Source organism: Stappia stellulata, from assembly GCF_020176715.1.
In the GTDB taxonomy this organism is placed as follows: Bacteria; Pseudomonadota; Alphaproteobacteria; order Rhizobiales; family Stappiaceae; genus Stappia.
Map to the genome: position 1 here is coordinate 114,392 of NZ_JAIVMF010000001.1, position 17,784 is coordinate 132,175.

A 17,784-nucleotide genomic window follows, 5' to 3' on the forward strand; every position below is an offset into this window, starting at 1 on the left:
AGCCAATGTCGGGATCGTGAAGGATGCCACAGGGAGCGCGCGAGCGACGCAGCGCTCCTCCAAGGGGCAGGCGAGCATCCGAGGCCGACCGGCGCACGGGCGCGAGCCATAGTGCCACCGGCAAGCCGTGCGGACAGAACGCGCAGAAACAGCGCACAGGCTATCCGGCAAGTGTCGGATCTGTCCAACATCGCACCGACAGGAGGTTGCTGAGAGTTATTGCGGGGTCCTGATGTTGCCCATGATGGCAATGGCGCGCGCAACCATCTCTTCCACCGCCTTATCCGGGATATCATACGTCCGGGCGTAGGCGGCCATGGCCAGAGCGACCGCCTGTAGGTTGTTTTCCTCGGCGAGTTCGCTGTTTTCACAAGCGGTCAAGACCGCCTCGCCGACCAGGACTTCCTCGATATCGCGTTCGCTCACTTAAAATCGCTCCTGCAAAATGACCGGGCCAAAAAGACCTGCACAAACGCAAGAGATCAGACCCGGTTTGCCTGCACTTGCAAGATTGTCAGATTTTACAATCTACCGCCGCTCACGACCAGTTGTTTTTGCCGGCACGCGCCTGCCGCTTCGCCCCGAAAAGGTGACATGCGGCAAGGCGCGGGTCGAAGGCCTGGTGCCGCACAGCGCGGTGCGACACGCCCCGAAATGTCCCGGCATCGGCGGGCGCCGGAATTGATCATACAAATTGCCGCTTGCCGACCCGGTCATTTTGTAAAACCATGAGGCAAGAAAAAAACAAAAAACCCGAGGGAGGTTGTCATGTGCCGCATTTTCGCCGGACAGGACCCGGCCGACTATGAACCCGAGACCCGCAGCCTGAGGCTGAACGGGCAAAGCACCAGCATTCGCCTTGAACGCTCGTTCTGGGACATTCTGGACGATATTGCCCGCAGCGAGGGCGTCAGCACGCCGGCCTTCGTCTCGAAACTCCATTCCGAAGTGCTTGAGCTGCGCGGCGAGACCCGCAATTTCACGTCGCTTTTGCGCTGTGCCTGTCTCGTCCGGCTGCGCCATACGCTGCCAGCCGTGCAGATGGAAGCGGCGGAGTGAAATTCTCCCTGTAGTAAACACATACCACCCGCCTTCAGTTCAGGCGCCTAGTCTTTCTCCCGGAGCAGCAATCATGCCGGGAGACCATCGTGGCGAAGTTTATTCACGCAATGATCCGCGTGCTCGACGAGGCGCGCTCGGTCGAATTCTATCGAACCGCGTTTGGACTCGAGATCGCGGACCGTTTCGTTTTCGACGACTTCACCCTGATCTATTTGAGAAATTCCGAAGCCGACATCGAGGTCGAGCTGACGGTCAACCACGGCCGGAGCGACCCTTACGATCTCGGCGACGGCTACGGCCACATGGCGTTTTGCGTCGATGACCTCGATGCGGAGCACGCGCGCTTCACGGCGGCCGGCCTGGCGCCACGCAAGATCGTCGCGTTCAACCGCGACGGCGCGTTGATGGCCCGCTTCTTCTTCGTCCAGGACCCGGACGGCTATCAGATCGAGGTGCTGCAACGCCACGGACGCTATCGCTGAGCGGCGGGCGTTCGAACGATCGGCAGGGAGGAAAACCGATGACACTGAAGCAGAAAGGCATAAGCCGGCGGCAGTTGCTGGCAGGCTCCGTGGCGGCGGGGGCCGCCTTCGTCGTGGGGGCGGGCTTCGTTGCCGCACCGACGGCCGCCTGGGCGATGGAGGTGAGCCACCTTCAGCCCGCCACCATGGCAACGCTGATCCAGATGGCGCGGGACATCTATCCCCACGATCACGTGGCCGACGAATATTACGCGGCAGCGGTCAAGGGCTACGACACGGCGGAGGCCGCACCCGGGATCGAAGCCGGCATCACGGCGCTTGATGCCGCCGCACGCGGCAAGGGGCACCCGAGTTATCTCGGCACCGGATGGGAGCGCGACCGCGTCGACATTCTGCGCGGCATGGAGGAAAGCGCCTTCTTCCAGGCGATCCGGGGCGGCCTCGTGACCGGGCTCTACAACCAGAAAGCCGTCTGGCCGCTCTTCGGATACGAGGGCGAGAGCTACTCAAAGGGTGGCTACATCGACCGGGGCTTCAACGACATCAACTGGATCTGAGGGAGGAAGCGGTCATGACAGCACCTTTCGAGCTGACCGACGACAGCGTGGTCGTCGTCATCGGAACGGGCGCCGGCGGCGGCGTTCTCGCCAACGAGCTGGCGCAAAAGGGCGTCAGCGTGGTGGCGCTGGAGGCGGGTGGACGCTACCTGCCCGAGGATTACGTCAACGACGAATGGGAAAGCTTCGGCCAACTGGCCTGGCTCGACAAGCGCACCACCTCCGGCGACTGGCGGGTCGCGCGGGACTTTTCCGGCCTGCCGGCGTGGATCGTGAAGGCGGTCGGCGGCACCACCACCCATTGGGCCGGCGCGTCGCTGCGCTTCCAGCCGCATGAGTTCAAGACCAAGACCACCTACGGCAATGTCCAGGGCGCCAATCTGCTCGACTGGCCGATCGACCTGGCCGAGATGGAGCCCTGGTACGAGAAGGCGGAAGCCAAGCTCGGCGTCACCCGCACGGGAGACCGGGCCGGCCTGCCGGGCAACAACAACTTCAAGGTGCTCGAGGCCGGCGCCAAGGCGCTCGGCTACAAGGAAGTGCACACCGGCCGCATGGCGATCAACTCCGCCGACTATGACGACCGCCTCGCCTGCCAGCAGACCGGCTTCTGCTTTCAGGGCTGCAAGTGGGGCGCCAAATGGTCGGCCGCCTATACGGATATTCCGCGCGGCGAGGCGACGGGCAATCTGGAGGTGCGCGAGCGCGCGCATGTGCTGAAGATCGAGCATGACGCCAGCGGCAAGGTGACGGGCGTGCTTTATGCCGACAAGGACGGCAACCAGCACCTGCAGAACGCCCGGATTGTCTGCGTCGCCGGCAACTCCATCGAAAGCCCGCGGCTGCTGCTCAATTCGGCAAGCGCGATGTTCCCGGACGGGCTGGCGAATTCCTCCGGACAGGTCGGACGCAACTACATGCGCCACATGACCGGATCGGTCTATGCGGTGTTCGACAAGCCGGTGCGCATGTGGCGCGGCACGACGATGGCCGGGATCGTCCAGGACGAGGCGCGCCACGATCCCTCGCGCGGTTTCGTCGGTGGCTACGAGCTGGAAACGCTGGCCCTCGGCCTGCCGTTCATGGCGGCCTTCCTCGATCCCGGCGGATGGGGACGGGAGTTCACCACGGCGCTCGATTCCTACGAGAACATGGCCGGCATGTGGATCGTCGGCGAGGACATGCCGCAGGAGACCAACCGGATCACGCTCAATCACGATGCGCTCGATCAATACGGCCTGCCGGCGCCGAACGTGCATTTCGACGACCACCCCAATGACGTCGCCATGCGCGCCCATGCCTACCGGCAGGGCATCGCGATCTACGAGGCGGTCGGCGCCACCCGCACCTTCCCGACACCGCCCTACCCGTCCACCCACAATCTGGGCACCAACCGCATGTCGGAAAACCCGCGCGACGGCGTAGTCAACCGCTGGGGTCAGACGCACGACATTGCCAATCTGTTCGTCTCCGACGGCAGCCAGTTCACCACGGGGGCTGCCGAAAACCCGACGCTGACCATCGTCGCACTGGCGATCCGGCAGGCGGACCATATCGCTGGACAGATGAGCCAAGGCACGCTGTGACCCGCGCCGCGCCGCAATCCTGTTTGCGGCACGGCAACCTGACGTAGAGGGCCCTTGAGGTTTGCCAACACCAGTCGCTATTTGTATGATTTAATATGGCCCGCATCCAAGAACAGGCCACAGTCGAAAAACAAGACCGAACTGTCTGGGAGGACATCATGAAACGCGCACTTTTTGCAGGCGTCTGCCTGTTCGCAATGACGGGTCTGGCGCAAGCGCAGGCACCGGTGCCGGACAATCTGGAGAAGCTGTCGAATTTCCAGAGCACCGGCACGACCGAGTTCACATTCATCGAGCAGTCCGGCGACTACGCCGACGGCATCCGCAAGACCCTGGAGCAGATCACCGTGCCCGACGGGTTCAAGATCGAGCTCTACGCGGTGGTGCCGGACGCCCGTCACATGGCGGTCGGACCGCAGGGGATCGTGACCTTCGTCGGCACGCGCAAGGACAAGGTCTGGTCGGTCACCGACCGCAACAAGGACCGTGTCGCGGATGAGGTGAAGGACTTTGCGCCCTCGCTGAAATTCGCGATCCCGAACGGACCGTGCTTCTCCAGGGACGGCTTCCTCTATATCGCCGAACAGAACCGGGTCCTGGTCTATCCGGCGGCAGAGTTCTTCTATGAAAGCCCCGATGTCGCGGCCTTCAACGTGGTCAAGCAGGGCGAGCTGATCCCGCCGGCGGAAGAGAGCTACAACCACACGGCGCGCGTGTGCAAGATCGGCCCGGACGGCAAGATCTACATCTCGCTCGGTCAGCCCTTCAACGTCGCGCCGCCCGAGAAACTTGAGCTCTACGACGAGGTCGGGATCGGCGGCATGATCCGCATGAACACCGACGGGACCGACCGCGAGGTCTATACCCGCGGTATCCGCAACTCGGTCGGACATGACTTCCATCCGGTCACCGGCGAGCTCTGGTTCACCGACAATCAGGTGGACGGCATGGGCGACGACATCCCGCCGGGTGAAATCAACCGCCAGACGGCAATGGGCCAGCATTTCGGCGCGCCCTGGTATGGCGGCGGCGATGTGCGCACCAACGAGTACAAGGATCAGGAACCGCCCGCGGATGTCGTGTTCCCGGCGGTGGAAACGATCGCCCATGCGGCGGATCTCGGCATGCACTTCTATACGGGCAACCAGTTCCCGGCGAAGTACAAGAACGCGATCTTCTCCGCCCAGCACGGTTCCTGGAACCGCACGACGCCGGTCGGCGCCCGGGTGATGGTCACCTTCATCGACGACGAGGGAAATGCCAAGATCGAGCCCTTCGCGGAAGGCTGGATCGACGAGAACGGCGAATACCTCGGACGGCCGGTCGACGTCGCCCAACTGCGCGACGGGTCGATCCTGGTCTCCGACGATCTCGCCGGCGCCCTCTACCGCATCTCCTACGAGGGCAATTGATGCGAAGAGCCACACTCATCGGTCTGGGCGGGGTTCTCCTCGCCCAGATCGCCCTCGCCCTGCCGGCGGTCGCCCAAAGCCCTGTCGGCGATCCGCAGGCGGGGCGCAAGAAGGCGGGCATGTGCCGCACCTGTCACGGTCTCGACGGGTTCGCGCGCATCCCCATCGCGCCCCATATCGGCGGCGAACCGGCCGGATATCTTGAAAAGCAGCTTAAGGCCTTTCGCCAGGGCACGCGCACGCACGAGATGATGAGCGTTGTCGCAAAGAGCCTCGACGACCAGTCGATCGCCGATCTCGCGGCCTGGTATGCCGCGCATTCGGTCGAGACAACATTTCCTGCGGGTGCCTCCGCCGAGGCCGCGCCCGAGGCCTGTGCCGCATGCCATGGAGCGAACGGCATCGGACAACTTGAAAACGTTCCGAATCTCGCCGGCGAAAGCGCGATCTATATCGACACCCAGCTAAAGGCGTTTCGCCTTGGAAAGCGCAACGACGAGGTCATGAGCGCGATTGCCGCCGATCTCACCAACGACGAGATCCGCGCGTACGCCGACTGGTATGCGGCGATAAGGCTGAAGATCACGCAGGCCGAGTGACCGACGCAAGAACGGCCTGAGCCTCTCGACCGGCGCGCTTGCGCGCCGGAGCCGTCAGTAGCGGATGCAGTCGGTGGCGGGTGGCGAAGGATCAGCGTGCCTGGTCGAGGATGCGCTTGCATTCCAGCAGCTCGAACAGCGTCGCTTGCAGGCGGCGAATGTCGTCCTTTGAGAGATTTCCTGAGGCTGCGGCCTCAACCCGCTCTCCAAGCAGGCGCTCCATCAACCGAAGGCCGGCACGCGCCTGGGACGGTTCACCGCCCTCCACGACGTCTGGAAGAATTCCACGGGGAAGATCCGCGTCTTGCTCGGCAACCGAGGCGACGGCACCCCCGACATCCGCACCCGTCGGCTGCGTCTTCGTCCCGCGACCGGACCCGGCCCGTGCTGTCGACGGCGACGGCGACGCACCCGTCGACGGCGAGGCTGCCTGGCCATCGTCGGTTCCGGCGACCTGGGCGGCAAGAGCGGCAAGCGGAAGACCGTCCTCGCGCCAGACCTGCATGACGAAGCGCGCGCCCTGTTCCTTCAGGATGCGCTGCACGCCCTTGATGGTATAGCCCTCGCCATAGAGCAGGTGGCGGATGCCGCGCAGGAGATCGATGTCGTCGGGACGATAATAGCGACGGCCTCCGCCGCGCTTCAGCGGGCGAATCTGGGTGAAACGGGTTTCCCAGAATCTCAGGACGTGTTGCGGAAGATCGAGGTCTTCGGCGACCTCGCTGATCGTGCGGAAGGCGTCTGGGCTTTTATCGGTCGACACGGACTTACCAGTCTATTGTCGCAACGGAATTCAATCGTCGCCGGATGGCCCGATCATCGTCTCGTTGATCTTCTTCTTCAAAACATTCGACGGCTTGAAGACCATGACGCGGCGCGGAAGGATCGGCACTTCCTCGCCGGTTTTCGGATTGCGCCCGATGCGCTCACCCTTGGACCGCACCACGAACGACCCGAATGACGAGAGCTTCACAGATTCACCGTCAACAAGACAATCCGCAATCTCCGACAGGACCTTTTCAACCAGTTCCGAAGACTCGGACCTGGAGAGGCCGACCTTCTGGTATACAGCTTCGCACAAGTCAGCCCGTGTGATTGTCTTGCCGCCCATGGTCCCTCCTTGGCCGAGCATATGCCCTAGCGGAAATAGGGATGTTCTTTATCGATGCGCAAGCGTATTGGCTTGCGCCCCGACGGTCAACCGCGTCGGACAAGTCCGACAGGAAAAACGCACGCCATACAAGCGTTTGACACCCTACCAGCGAAGCAGCGACGCGCCCCAGGTAAAGCCACCGCCCATCGCTTCCAGCATGATGAGATCGCCGCGCTTGATGCGCCCGTCGCGCACGGCCGCGTCCACGGCCAGCGGGATCGACGCCGCCGAGGTGTTGCCCTGGTCCTCCAGGGTGATCACGATCTTGGCAGGATCGATGCCGAGCTTCTTCGCACTCGCATCGATGATGCGCCGGTTGGCTTGATGCGGGATGAACCAGTCGAGCGCATCGGCATCGGTGCCGGTGGCGGAAAACGCATCCTCGACCACGTCGGTGATCATCGAGACGGCGTGGCGGAACACTTCCTTGCCCTGCATGCGCAGGTGACCGACCGTTTGGGTGGAGGACGGCCCGCCGTCGACATAAAGCTTGTCGCGATGGTTTCCGTCGGAGCGCAGGTGCGAGGTCAGGATGCCACGGTCGGCCGTCGTGCCCTCGGCCTCGACCGCCTCCAGCACCATGGCGCCGGCCCCGTCGCCGAAGAGCACGCAGGTGGTGCGGTCGGTCCAGTCGAGGATGCGCGAGAAGGTCTCCGCGCCGATCACCAGCGCCCGCTTCGCCATGCCGCAGCGCAGATAGGCGTCGGCTGTGGAGATCGCGTAGACGAAACCCGAACACACCGCGTGAACGTCGAAGGCGAAGCCGCTGGTCAGGCCGAGTTTCTGCTGCACCGTCACGGCGGACGCCGGAAAGGTGTTGTCGGGTGTCGCCGTCGCGAGAATGATCAGATCGATGTCCTGGGCCGTGAGACCGGCCGCCTCGAGCGCACGCGTTGCCGCCTTCACGGCCAGGTCGGAGGTGAATTCGCCCTCGGCCGCGATATGTCGCGCCCGGATGCCGGTGCGTTGCACGATCCATTCGTCGGACGTGTCGACCATCTCTGCCAGTTCCGCATTTGTCAGCCTGCGCTGCGGAAGATAGCTGCCCGTGCCGAGGACGATGGAACGCTTTATTGTCACTTATCACCTTCCGATCCGTCTCGCGCGCCGAAACGGCCGCGATGGTAGTGCTTCAAATCGTCTGAAATCTTGTGCATCAGGTCATTGCGGGCCATGTCATAGGCCAGTTCGATCGCGGAGGAAAAGCCTTCCGGATCCGTGCCGCCGTGACTCTTGATGACAATGCCGTTGAGGCCGAGAAAGACCCCCCCGTTGACCTTGCGCGGATCCAGCTTCTCGCGCAGCACCTGGAAGGCATCCCTGGCCAGCAGGTAGCCCAGCCGGGCGCGCCAGCTGCGGTTCATCGCGGAGCGAAGATAGCCGCCAATCTGTCTTGCGGTGCCTTCGGCGGTCTTCAACGCGATGTTGCCGGCAAATCCCTCGGTGACAACCACATCGACCGTTCCCTTGCCCAGGTCGTCGCCCTCCACGAAACCGGCATAGGTCAACGTGTCCAGATCGGCCTCGCGCAACAGGCGTCCGGCGGTGCGGACCTCCTCAAGGCCCTTGACCTCCTCGACGCCGATGTTGAGCAAACCGACGCTCGGGCGCTCGATGGAAAACAGCACACGCGCCATCGCGCCGCCAAGCAGGGCGAAATCGATAAGCTGCTGCGCATCCGCCCCGATCGTGGCGCCAACGTCGAGGACGATGGATTCGCCGCGGGCCGTCGGCCAGATCGCGGCAATGGCCGGACGCTCGATATTGGCCATCGTGCGCAGGCAGAACTTGGACATGGCCATCAGAGCGCCGGTGTTTCCAGCGGAAACGGCGACATCCGCCTCCCCGGTCTTCACCGCGTCGATGCTGCGCCACATGCTGGACTTCCACCGCCCCTGGCGAAGCGCCTGGCTCGGCTTGGCATCCATCGCCACCGCGACTTCACAGTGATGCAGGCTGGCGGTATCACGCAGCCGCGGATGCGCCTCCAGCAAAGGGGCGACCACATCCTTGTCGCCGTAAAGCGAGAAGACGATGTCCGGGCGACGTTCGAGCGCAAGCGCGGCCCCGGCCACGACGACCTTCGCCCCGTTGTCCCCGCCCATCGCATCAAGTGAAATTCGAACCGTTTGAGCCATCGTCCGCGTTGTTTCCGGCCGTTTCTTGTCCTGTCGACGACATGTCCCGCTGGTGGCATGTCCTGCCGGTGGCATCGGCCACCGCTCCAAGCCACCCTCCGGCGCGACCTTGTCCGGTTCCGGCGCGGGATGCCCACCGGCTGATGGTCCGCGTCAGGCCCACGACGGAAGCCGAGGCGTTGGCGAACATACCCGTTTGCCACCGCGAAACAACCGCTTTCTCCTTTCGCAGCGCAACGCGATTGCCCGCCAGTGACCGCGTCACTCGCTGTTTTTCTTCAACCCGGCAAGGACCGCAAAAGGTGACGGGCGCGACACGCCACCGCCTTTGCCGTCATCCTCCTCCTCGGGAGGACGATAGGCCTCGGGCACCTCGGCGGCCTGGGCGCGGGGGTACAGATCGAGCGCAAGGGCGAACTGTTCGCACAGCACGGCGCCAAGATCGAGATCGCGCCCGGTCAGCGGGTCCGGCGGATCATCGCTGAAGGCCTCGACCTCGATTTCCGCGGTCTCCTCCTCTTCCGCCGCGCGGGGATCGAAGCGGCGCGAGAAGGTCTCGTCGATCACCTGCTCGACCGGCGAGAGCGTCACCACGCAGGGCTGAGTCGCCCGCGCCCGCAGGTGCCCGTCGACCGCGATGCCGTCCTTGCGCCAGGGGCGAAGCCGGAAAACGCAGCTCATGTCCTGCAGGTCGAGCAGGTCGTAGGTCTCGATCAGACGGGCACGTTCCTTTTCGTCGGGCTCGAAGGTCACTTCCTTGGGTTGGTTGCCAAGACGGGTGACGTCAAACGGGCGGGTTACCGGAAACGTCTTCACGATCATGGGTCGGTCTCCCCTCATTTTACAAAATCGGTTGGCGCCGGCCAGTCGAGGCGACCGGCGAGGATCTCTTTCGTCTGCTGTGCAGCGAGCGCATCGGACGCGGCGCGAATGTAGCGGGCGATGGCGAAGGCCGCCGCGGGTCGCGGATCGTCGGCGAAGAGGTTTCGCTCGACCGTCTGGGCAAGCGACTGGGTGCCGCCGTCCCCGAGCGCCTGCGAATAGACGGCCGCGCGCCCGTAAAAGGCCTCCGCCATCTTCTTCACCTTCTTCGGCACTGTCACGTCACCCACGCCCATTTCCCGCAAGGTGCCGTCCATGTCCTCGAAAAACAGATCGAAGAGATCCTGCGAAAACGCCGTTTCGATCTCCGATCCGCCCCGCAAGCGCTCCAGAACGAGGATGGCATGCAGGATCACCAGTTCGAAACGGCCGTCGAATGTATCCGGCACATCCAGGCTGGCATAAAAGTGGGGTTGCCGCGCCTGCGCCACGATCGCGGTGTAGGTCGCGATGACTTGAGGGGGCGTGCGTCGGCGGAACAGACCGAATATCATGGTTTGCCTTCGTCTGGCGCGAGGTTGCCAAGTCGCCTATCGCAGGTTAGGGACTTTGCCTAGGATGCACGGTCCAGGACATTGACCGGCGTTTGCCCTTATGTCGGGCTTTGCCGCACGGAAAGCAACAGGACAAGTTTCAATGAAGAAATGGCTTCGCGGTGCACTGGTGGTGGGCGTGTTGGGATTGCCGCTCGGCGGCTGCTTCACAACGACCCTCAATCACGGTCATGTCATCCCGGCCGAGCGCGTGCGGGACATTCAGGTCGGCTCGTCGCGCGAACAGGTCGAACTCCTGCTCGGATCGCCGTCGACCATGTCCCGGCTGAACGGCGAAGCCTATTACTACATCTCGCAAACGAAAGAGACGACCGCGTTCCTGGCTCCCGAAACGGTCGAGCAGCGGGTGGTCGCCATCTATTTCGACGAGGACGGATTCGTGCGCGACACCGGCTACTACAGCCAGGAGGACGGCAAGATCGTCGACATCCTGACGCGCAAGACCCGCACCGGCGGTTCCGATTACGGCTTCCTGTCGCAGATCCTGCGCGGCGCGAAGAACCCGAGCCTCGGCCTCTGATCGAACGCAGGGCGCCCGACGGGTTCCCGGTCATGCAAAACGCCCGCCGCGATCCCGCGGCGGGCGTTTCTCGTCCAGCCTGAGTGAGCGGACCCGCCGTGTCGTACCGGCGGCTCCGACAGCCGGTCAGCCGTGCGCGAGCACGGCCAGCAGCAACAGGGCCATGATGTTGGTGATCTTGATCATCGGGTTCACGGCGGGTCCTGCCGTATCCTTGTAAGGATCGCCCACCGTGTCGCCGGTCACCGAGGCCTTGTGCGCCTCCGAGCCCTTCTCGTGCTTGACGCCATCCTTGTCGATGAAGCCGTCCTCGAAGGACTTCTTGGCATTGTCCCAGGCGCCGCCGCCGGCGGTCATGGACACCGCCACGAAGAGGCCGGTGACGATCACGCCGAGCAGCATCGCGCCAAGCGCGGCAAAGCCCTGCGACTTGCCGGCAATCGCGGTGATCGCGAAGTAGATCACGATCGGCGACAGCACCGGCATCAGCGACGGCACGATCATCTCGCGGATCGCCGCCTTGGTCAGCATGTCGACGGCCCGCCCGTAATCCGGCTTTTCCGTCCCCTGCATGATGCCCGGCTTTTCCTTGAACTGCCGGCGCACTTCCTCCACGACGGCACCGGCCGCGCGGCCCACGGCGGTCATCGAGATGCCGCCGAAGAGATAGGGAAGCAGGCCGCCGAACAGCAGGCCGACGACGACATAGGGGTTCGACAGGGAGAAGTCGACGCTCACCCCCTCGAAGTAGCTGCCGGGCGCCGCATTGGCCGCGAAGAACTTGAGATCCTCCGTATAGGCCGCAAACAGCACCAGTGCGCCGAGACCGGCGGAGCCGATCGCATAGCCCTTGGTCACCGCCTTGGTGGTGTTGCCGACCGCATCCAGCGCATCGGTGGTGACGCGCACCTCCGCCGGAAGGCCCGCCATTTCGGCGATGCCGCCGGCGTTGTCGGTGACGGGACCAAAGGCGTCGAGCGCGACAACCATGCCGGCGAGCGCCAGCATCGTGGTGACAGCGATGGCGATGCCGAAGAGGCCGGCCAGGTTGAACGCCGCCAGGATGCCCGCGATGATGATCAGCGCGGGAAGCGCGGTGGCCTCAAGCGAGATCGCAAGCCCCTGGATCACGTTGGTGCCATGCCCGGTGACCGAGGCCTGGGCGATTGAGCGCACCGGACGATAGTCGGTTCCGGTGTAATACTCCGTCACCCAGATGATCAGTCCCGTCACGATCAGGCCGACGAGGCCGCAGTAGAACAGCTGCCGTCCGGTGAAGGTGACGCCGCCCGAGGTCGTATACTCGGTGGAAAAGCCCAGCCAGAAGAACACGACGGCGAAAAGCGCCACGGCGGAGAGCACGGCGGTTGCGACGAACCCCTTGTAGAGCGCGCCCATGATCGAGTTGTTGGCACCGAGCTTGACGAAGAAGGTGCCGATGATCGAGGTCACGACGCAGGCACCGCCGATCACGAGCGGCAGCAGCATCAGATCGGTGGCAGCCCCCCCGGTGAAGAAGATCGACGCAAGCACCATCGTCGCAACGACGGTCACCGCGTAGGTCTCGAACAGGTCGGCCGCCATGCCGGCGCAATCGCCGACGTTGTCGCCGACGTTGTCCGCGATCGTTGCCGGGTTGCGGGGGTCGTCTTCGGGAATACCCGCCTCGACCTTGCCGACAAGATCGCCGCCGACGTCCGCGCCCTTGGTGAAGATGCCGCCACCCAGTCGCGCGAAGATCGAGATCAGCGAGGCACCGAAGCCGAGCGCGACAAGCGCATCGATCACCGTGCGGCTTTGAGCCGCAAAACCCATGCCCTCGGTCAGGATGGCGTAATAGACCGTCACGCCGAGAAGCGCGAGACCGGCCACGAGCATTCCGGTGACCGCGCCGGACTTGAACGCGATTTCGAGCCCGGCGGCGAGCGAATTGCTGGCCGCCTGCGCGGTTCGCACGTTGGCACGGACCGATACCAGCATGCCGATGTAGCCGGCCGCGGCCGACAGGATCGCGCCGATGGCGAAGCCAATGGCCACAAGCAGGCCGAGCAGCCAGACCAGAAGCGCGAAGATCACGACACCGACGATGGCGATCGTCGTGTACTGACGGTTGAGATAGGCCTGAGCGCCTTCCTGAATGGCGCCGGCGATTTCCTGCATGCGTTCATTGCCGGCGTCCGACGCCATGACGGACTGGACTGCCCAGATGCCGTAAGCGATGGAAAGCAGACCACATAAGATGACAAGTGTGAGTTCGAGCATTCTTCCCCCCAATGAAGGACGCGAGATGGGCCTGTATTTGTTTTGCTTCTGGCCCGGAGGATTTCGACGGTAGCCGTCCTGCGCCTGCCGTCAAGGCGCAGTTTGGCCAAGAGCGGCCGATCGGGGGAATCAGATGCCCGCGCCTGTCATTTCCAACGGGGGGAGTGCTGCGGTCAGACCCGGGAGGCGGAGCGCTCGGACAGGACCAGCCACGAGATAAGAATCACGCAAAGCAACGTGAAGGGGAAAACGAGCCAGTTGACGGTCGCCCATCCGAAGGCATGCAGCAGCGCTCCAGACGAGAAGGACGCTGCCGCGACAAAGCCGAAGACAAGGAAGTCGTTCACGGCCTGCACCTTGTTGCGCTCGGCCGGACGATAGACATCGGTGAGCATCGCCGTCGCGCCGATGAACCCGAAGTTCCAGCCAAGACCGAGCAGGACGAGGGCGATCCAGAAATTGGCGACATCCACACCCGCAAGTGCAACGACCGCGCAGCCGGCAAGAAGCGCCAGACCGACGACGACGATGCGCTCGCGTCCGAACCTGGCGATCAGGTGGCCAGTGAAGAAGCTCGGGCCGAACATCGCCAGCACATGCCACTGGATGGCGTGCGCCGCGTCGGTCTGGGTCAGGCCGCAGCCGATCATGGCGAGCGGCGTTGCCGTCATGACGAGGCTCATCAGTGCGTAGGAGGTAATCCCGCAGGCCGCCGCGACGATGAACCGGGGCTGCGCCATGATCTGGCGCATCGGACGGCTGGCGCCCGCCGCCACCGGCCCGCGCGCCGGACGGGGAATGGAGATGAAGGACAGGATGACGAGGCTGATCAGGGCGAGCCCGGCCTGCGCGATATAGGTGCCGGCAAACATGATCGGGTCGAAGAGATCGGCCGTGTTGATCACGGTTTGCGGTCCGATGATCCCGGCGGCGACACCTCCGGCGAGCACGAAGGAGATCGCCTTGGGGCGAAAGGCATCGCTTGCGGTATCCGCGGCCGCAAACCGGTATTGCTGCACGAATGCGCTGACGAAACCGCTGGCCATCACGCCGAAGCAGAAGAGCAGGAAATCCGCCTGGAAGATCGCATAGGCGGAGACGAGCCCGGAGAGAATGCCAAGCAGCGCCGAGCCGACAAAGCCGGCGCGGCGCCCGAAGCGATGCATGATCGCGCCCGCAGGCAGCGTACCGAAGGCCGTGCCCAGCACGAAGCTTGAGACCGGGAGCGTCGCAAGCGACTTGTCGGCGCCAAGCAGGCTTGCCCCGACGAGCGAGGCCGACGCGATGACGATGGAGGCCGACGCGCCGCCAAGAGCCTGGGCGATCGCCAGCAGGACCGCGTTGCGGCGCGCGAGGCGGTCGTCGACAAGGAGATCGGTTGCGTTGGCGGCTGCGGTCATCGTCAGGTCCGGCTGGGGTGCCATGGCCGTTTTCAGCCCGGAAAACAGGCCGTGCGACGGTCGCAAGCCCATGGCAAAGATGGGATGTCGACACCCGGTTTAGGACGCAAAATCGAAAAGCGCAAATCGCGGCATCGAAGGTCCCGGACCGGGCGCGCAAGCTTCCCCAGCGGCAGTCGCGCGGAAATCAGGCGTCGCCGCTGCCCGGCTCCGACGACTCACCGGCCGCTTTCGCCGAAGGCTGGCCGCCGAATTCCTTCTCGCGGAACTCCCGTGCCAACCGATCCAGCACGCCGTTGACCATGCGCGGCTCGTCGCCATCGTAAAACGCGCGGGCAACGTCGATATATTCGCTGATGACGACGCGCCCCGGAACATCCTTGCGCTTCATCAGTTCGAACGCCCCGGCGCGCAGGATCGCCCGAAGGGTGGTGTCGATCCGCTTCAGCGGCCAGCCGGCGACGAGCGCGCGGTTGATTACCGGGTCGAGAATGCGCTGCTGGTCGACAACGCCGCCGACCAGATCGCGGAACCAGGCCGGATCGGCTTCACGATACTGTTCGCCGTCGAGTTCCGCTCCGAGGCGAAACGCCTCGAATTCGGCCAGCACGTCGGCGAGATTCGCCCCGCCGACGTCCATCTGATACAGCGCCTGGACGGCGGACAACCGCGCGGCACCGCGCTTGTTTGCGGGGCGCGGCGTGTCGGCGGGTGCGGGCGTGGGGTCGGACATCGTCGTCAAACTCCGAGCTGGTCCCGGACGGCGATCATATCGAGTGCCGCCTGCGCCGCCGAGCCGCCCTTGTTCTTCTGCTTCACATCGGCGCGCACCCAGGCCTGGTCGCTGTTTTCGACGGTGAGAATGCCGTTGCCCACCGGCAAGGCAGCGTCGACGACCAGTTCCATCACCGCGCGGGCCGATTCATTGGCCACGATGTCATAATGGGAGGTCTCGCCGCGAATGACGCAGCCGAGCAGGACCGCGCCGTCGAAGTCGGCGACGCCGCCTTCCATCGCCGCCAGCGCCATGGCGAGCGCCCCGGGAATTTCCAGGACGCCGGGCACGGAAACGCGCGTCACCTCGGCGCCGTTGGCGTCGAGCACATCCATGGCGCCGGCCAGGAGCGCATCGGCGATGTCGTCATAAAAACGGGCATCGATAACCAGGATTTTCGGGGTTGCCATATCGCCTTTTCCACTCTCAAAGCGCGCGAGACCGAAAGCCTGAGGCCGGTCAGCAGCGCGCGGGATCGAATTTTGATGTCGCGGTGTCCTGCCGCTCAGCCCCGTCGCCGGTCAGCCGATGGGCGATCCGCCGGAGGCAAACCGCCGCGCGCGACGGCGGCTGTCAGGGTGCCGGTAGGAACCACGCCTCGCCCCCTTTGTCCAGCCCGGATTGCCGGTGCCTGCCCTGCGCCGGACGCGGGTCCTAGCGGTACTCGGCAAGCCGCGCCGCGTAGCGCGCCATCATGTCGACTTCCAGATTGACCAGATCGCCGGCCTTGCGGTCGCCCCATGTGGTGGCCGTCAGCGTGTGCGGAATGAGAAACACCGAGAAGGTGTCGCCCTCGACCTCGTTCACTGTGAGCGAGGTGCCGTCGAGGGCAATGCCGCCCTTTTTCGCGATGAAGGGCGCGAACTCAGCCGGCACGCGAAAGCGGAAGTAGACGGAATCCGGATGGTCGGTGCGCTCGATGATCTCGGCCGTGGCGTCGACATGTCCCTGCACGATATGACCGCCGAGCTCGTCGCCGATCTTCAGTGACCGCTCCAGGTTGATCCGCCCGCCGACGGTCCAGGTGCCGACGGTGGTCAGGCGCAGGGTCTCGGCCGCCGACTCGATGTCGAACCAGTTTCCATCCGTCCCCCGGCCCTTGGCCGTCACCGTGTGGCAGACGCCGTCACAGGCAATCGAGGCGCCGATGTCGATGCCGTCAGGATCATAGGCGGTCGCGATGCGGGTGCGCAGACCCGCAGGAATCGGAGAAATCTCGAGGATGCGTCCGATGTCGCTGATGATGCCGGTAAACATGCTCAATCCATCCTTCGCAGATAGCGCGTCATCGTGTCGGATCCGACCGGCACCGTTTTCTGCATCGCATAGCGACCGGTCTCGCACAGGGCTTCAAGACCGCGGCCGGCGAACGGGGGAATGCCCCCCTCGCCCACGATCATGTCGCCGCGCGAAATGATCACCTCGTCGGCAAGATCGGACTCCAGCAGCGCATTGGCAACCGTCGCCCCGCCCTCGACAAGCAGGCGGGTCAGACCGCGCTGGCCGAGCGCGCGCATGGCCGCATGCGGATCGATGCGCCCGTCCACGGGGGTTGCAAGCCGAACGACCGTGCACCCCGCCGCAGACAGCGCCGAGACGCGGTCCGGGTCGGCCTGCGCCGAGACGAGCACCCAGACCGGCACGTCCCGGGCGGAGCCGACGAGGCGTCCGTCAAGCGGAAGCCGGGCGGAGGTGTCGAGAACGACCCGCACCGGCGACCGGTTCGCCAGGCCGGGCAGACGGCAATTCAGGATCGGATTGTCGGCGATCGCCGTGCCCACGCCGACCAGAATGCCGTCGCATTCGGCGCGCAGCACATGGACGCGACGAAACACGTCCGGCCCGGTGATGGCAATCTGCCCCTCGCCCTCGCGTCCGATGAACCCGTCGCGGGAGACCGCAAGCTTCAGGATGACATGCGGCCGCCCCGCCAGCACCCGGCGGATATGGCCCGCATGATGCTCCGCGCAGGCATCGCGCAAGACGCCGGTAACGACCTCGACACCGCGCGCGCGCAGCATCTCGACGCCCCGGCCGGCGACGCGCGGGTTGGGATCGGACAATCCGATGACCACGCGCGAAATGCCCGCTTCGGCAAGCGCCACCGCACAGGGGCCGGTGCGGCCCTGATGGGAACAGGGTTCCAGCGTGACATAGCAGGTTGCCCCGCGCGCCCGCTCACCGGCCTGGCGCAGCGCGATCACCTCCGCATGGGCGCCGCCGGGCGGCTGGGTAACGCCCTGCCCGACAACCACGCCTCCGGATGCGGGGTCGCTGACAATCAGCGCCCCGACAGACGGGTTCGGCCAGACGCGACCGAGCCCACGGCGGGCATAGGAAAGGGCGGCTGCCATAAAGCGCGCGTCAACCGCGGCCATGGCGGCATGGTCACTGCGTTTCAC

Annotated in this window: 20 protein-coding genes; 7 read left to right on the plus strand and 13 right to left on the minus strand. The window is 64.7% G+C overall.

Annotated features, from left to right (window positions below; all coding sequences use genetic code 11):
• Window positions 1-216 precede the first annotated feature (216 nt).
• Entirely contained in the window at window positions 217-426 is a 210-nt protein-coding gene (locus LC092_RS00555) for a hypothetical protein (protein WP_224803996.1), read from the minus strand.
• Window positions 427-768: 342 nt separating this feature from the next.
• On the opposite strand from LC092_RS00555, the gene LC092_RS00560 reads away from it, so the two are divergent.
• The 6 genes from LC092_RS00560 (at window position 769) to LC092_RS00585 (ending at window position 5,698) form a co-directional block, all read left to right on the plus strand.
• Window positions 769-1,059, plus strand: a complete 291-nt coding sequence (locus LC092_RS00560; protein WP_224803998.1) for a ribbon-helix-helix domain-containing protein — start codon at window positions 769-771, stop codon at window positions 1,057-1,059.
• A gap of 89 nt (window positions 1,060-1,148) precedes the next feature.
• Window positions 1,149-1,544, plus strand: a complete 396-nt coding sequence (locus tag LC092_RS00565; RefSeq protein WP_224804000.1) for a VOC family protein — start codon at window positions 1,149-1,151, stop codon at window positions 1,542-1,544.
• 38 nt (window positions 1,545-1,582) lie between these two features.
• Window positions 1,583-2,101, plus strand: coding sequence for a Twin-arginine translocation pathway signal (locus LC092_RS00570; protein ID WP_224804002.1), 519 nt, complete (start codon window positions 1,583-1,585; stop codon window positions 2,099-2,101).
• Between the two features lie 14 nt (window positions 2,102-2,115).
• Window positions 2,116-3,687: a GMC family oxidoreductase gene (locus tag LC092_RS00575; protein WP_224804004.1), complete on the plus strand. Its 1,572-nt coding sequence runs from the start codon at window positions 2,116-2,118 to the stop codon at window positions 3,685-3,687.
• 158 nt (window positions 3,688-3,845) lie between these two features.
• Window positions 3,846-5,099 carry a PQQ-dependent sugar dehydrogenase gene (locus LC092_RS00580; RefSeq protein ID WP_224804006.1) on the plus strand — a complete coding sequence of 418 codons (1,254 nt, stop codon included), beginning with the start codon at window positions 3,846-3,848 and terminating at the stop codon, window positions 5,097-5,099.
• Complete coding sequence (locus LC092_RS00585) at window positions 5,099-5,698, plus strand: c-type cytochrome (protein ID WP_224804008.1); 600 nt, start codon at window positions 5,099-5,101, stop codon at window positions 5,696-5,698. Before LC092_RS00580 ends, LC092_RS00585 begins: the two co-directional genes overlap by 1 nt.
• Before the next feature lie 91 nt (window positions 5,699-5,789).
• Here the strand turns inward: LC092_RS00585 and LC092_RS00590 are convergent, their stop codons facing one another.
• The 6 genes from LC092_RS00590 to LC092_RS00615 form a co-directional block, all read right to left on the minus strand.
• Window positions 5,790-6,461: a MerR family transcriptional regulator gene (locus LC092_RS00590; RefSeq protein WP_224804010.1), complete on the minus strand. Its 672-nt coding sequence runs from the start codon at window positions 6,459-6,461 to the stop codon at window positions 5,790-5,792.
• A 30-nt stretch (window positions 6,462-6,491) separates the two neighbouring features.
• Window positions 6,492-6,809 carry an integration host factor subunit alpha gene (locus LC092_RS00595; RefSeq protein ID WP_029056855.1) on the minus strand — a complete coding sequence of 106 codons (318 nt, stop codon included), beginning with the start codon at window positions 6,807-6,809 and terminating at the stop codon, window positions 6,492-6,494.
• A gap of 144 nt (window positions 6,810-6,953) precedes the next feature.
• Window positions 6,954-7,931: a beta-ketoacyl-ACP synthase III gene (locus tag LC092_RS00600; protein WP_224804012.1), complete on the minus strand. Its 978-nt coding sequence runs from the start codon at window positions 7,929-7,931 to the stop codon at window positions 6,954-6,956.
• Window positions 7,928-8,989, minus strand: coding sequence for a phosphate acyltransferase PlsX (plsX, locus tag LC092_RS00605; protein WP_224804014.1), 1,062 nt, complete (start codon window positions 8,987-8,989; stop codon window positions 7,928-7,930). The genes LC092_RS00600 and plsX overlap by 4 nt, the downstream gene beginning before the upstream one ends.
• 261 nt (window positions 8,990-9,250) lie before the next feature.
• Complete coding sequence (locus LC092_RS00610; protein ID WP_224804016.1) at window positions 9,251-9,811, minus strand: YceD family protein; 561 nt, start codon at window positions 9,809-9,811, stop codon at window positions 9,251-9,253.
• Between the two features lie 14 nt (window positions 9,812-9,825).
• Window positions 9,826-10,365 carry a ubiquinol-cytochrome C chaperone family protein gene (locus LC092_RS00615; protein ID WP_224804018.1) on the minus strand — a complete coding sequence of 180 codons (540 nt, stop codon included), beginning with the start codon at window positions 10,363-10,365 and terminating at the stop codon, window positions 9,826-9,828.
• A gap of 142 nt (window positions 10,366-10,507) precedes the next feature.
• Here LC092_RS00615 and LC092_RS00620 point away from each other — a divergent pair, with 142 nt between their 5' ends.
• Window positions 10,508-10,945 (plus strand): outer membrane protein assembly factor BamE, encoded by a 438-nt coding sequence (locus LC092_RS00620; RefSeq protein ID WP_224804019.1) that lies wholly within the window; start codon window positions 10,508-10,510, stop codon window positions 10,943-10,945.
• A 126-nt stretch (window positions 10,946-11,071) separates the two neighbouring features.
• On the opposite strand, the gene LC092_RS00625 is transcribed toward LC092_RS00620, so the two are convergent.
• The 6 genes from LC092_RS00625 to ribD form a co-directional block, all read right to left on the minus strand.
• Entirely contained in the window at window positions 11,072-13,207 is a 2,136-nt protein-coding gene (locus tag LC092_RS00625) for a sodium-translocating pyrophosphatase (RefSeq protein ID WP_224804021.1), read from the minus strand.
• A 173-nt stretch (window positions 13,208-13,380) separates the two neighbouring features.
• Complete coding sequence (locus tag LC092_RS00630; RefSeq protein ID WP_224804023.1) at window positions 13,381-14,631, minus strand: MFS transporter; 1,251 nt, start codon at window positions 14,629-14,631, stop codon at window positions 13,381-13,383.
• Between the two features lie 163 nt (window positions 14,632-14,794).
• The gene (gene nusB / locus LC092_RS00635; RefSeq protein WP_224804026.1) at window positions 14,795-15,340 is read right to left on the minus strand and encodes a transcription antitermination factor NusB; all 546 of its coding nucleotides are present in this window, start codon (window positions 15,338-15,340) and stop codon (window positions 14,795-14,797) included.
• 5 nt (window positions 15,341-15,345) lie between these two features.
• Window positions 15,346-15,792, minus strand: coding sequence for a 6,7-dimethyl-8-ribityllumazine synthase (gene ribH, locus LC092_RS00640; protein ID WP_224804028.1), 447 nt, complete (start codon window positions 15,790-15,792; stop codon window positions 15,346-15,348).
• Between the two features lie 244 nt (window positions 15,793-16,036).
• Window positions 16,037-16,639, minus strand: coding sequence for a riboflavin synthase (locus LC092_RS00645; protein WP_224804890.1), 603 nt, complete (start codon window positions 16,637-16,639; stop codon window positions 16,037-16,039).
• Window positions 16,640-16,641: 2 nt separating this feature from the next.
• Complete coding sequence (ribD, locus tag LC092_RS00650; RefSeq protein WP_224804030.1) at window positions 16,642-17,784, minus strand: bifunctional diaminohydroxyphosphoribosylaminopyrimidine deaminase/5-amino-6-(5-phosphoribosylamino)uracil reductase RibD; 1,143 nt, start codon at window positions 17,782-17,784, stop codon at window positions 16,642-16,644.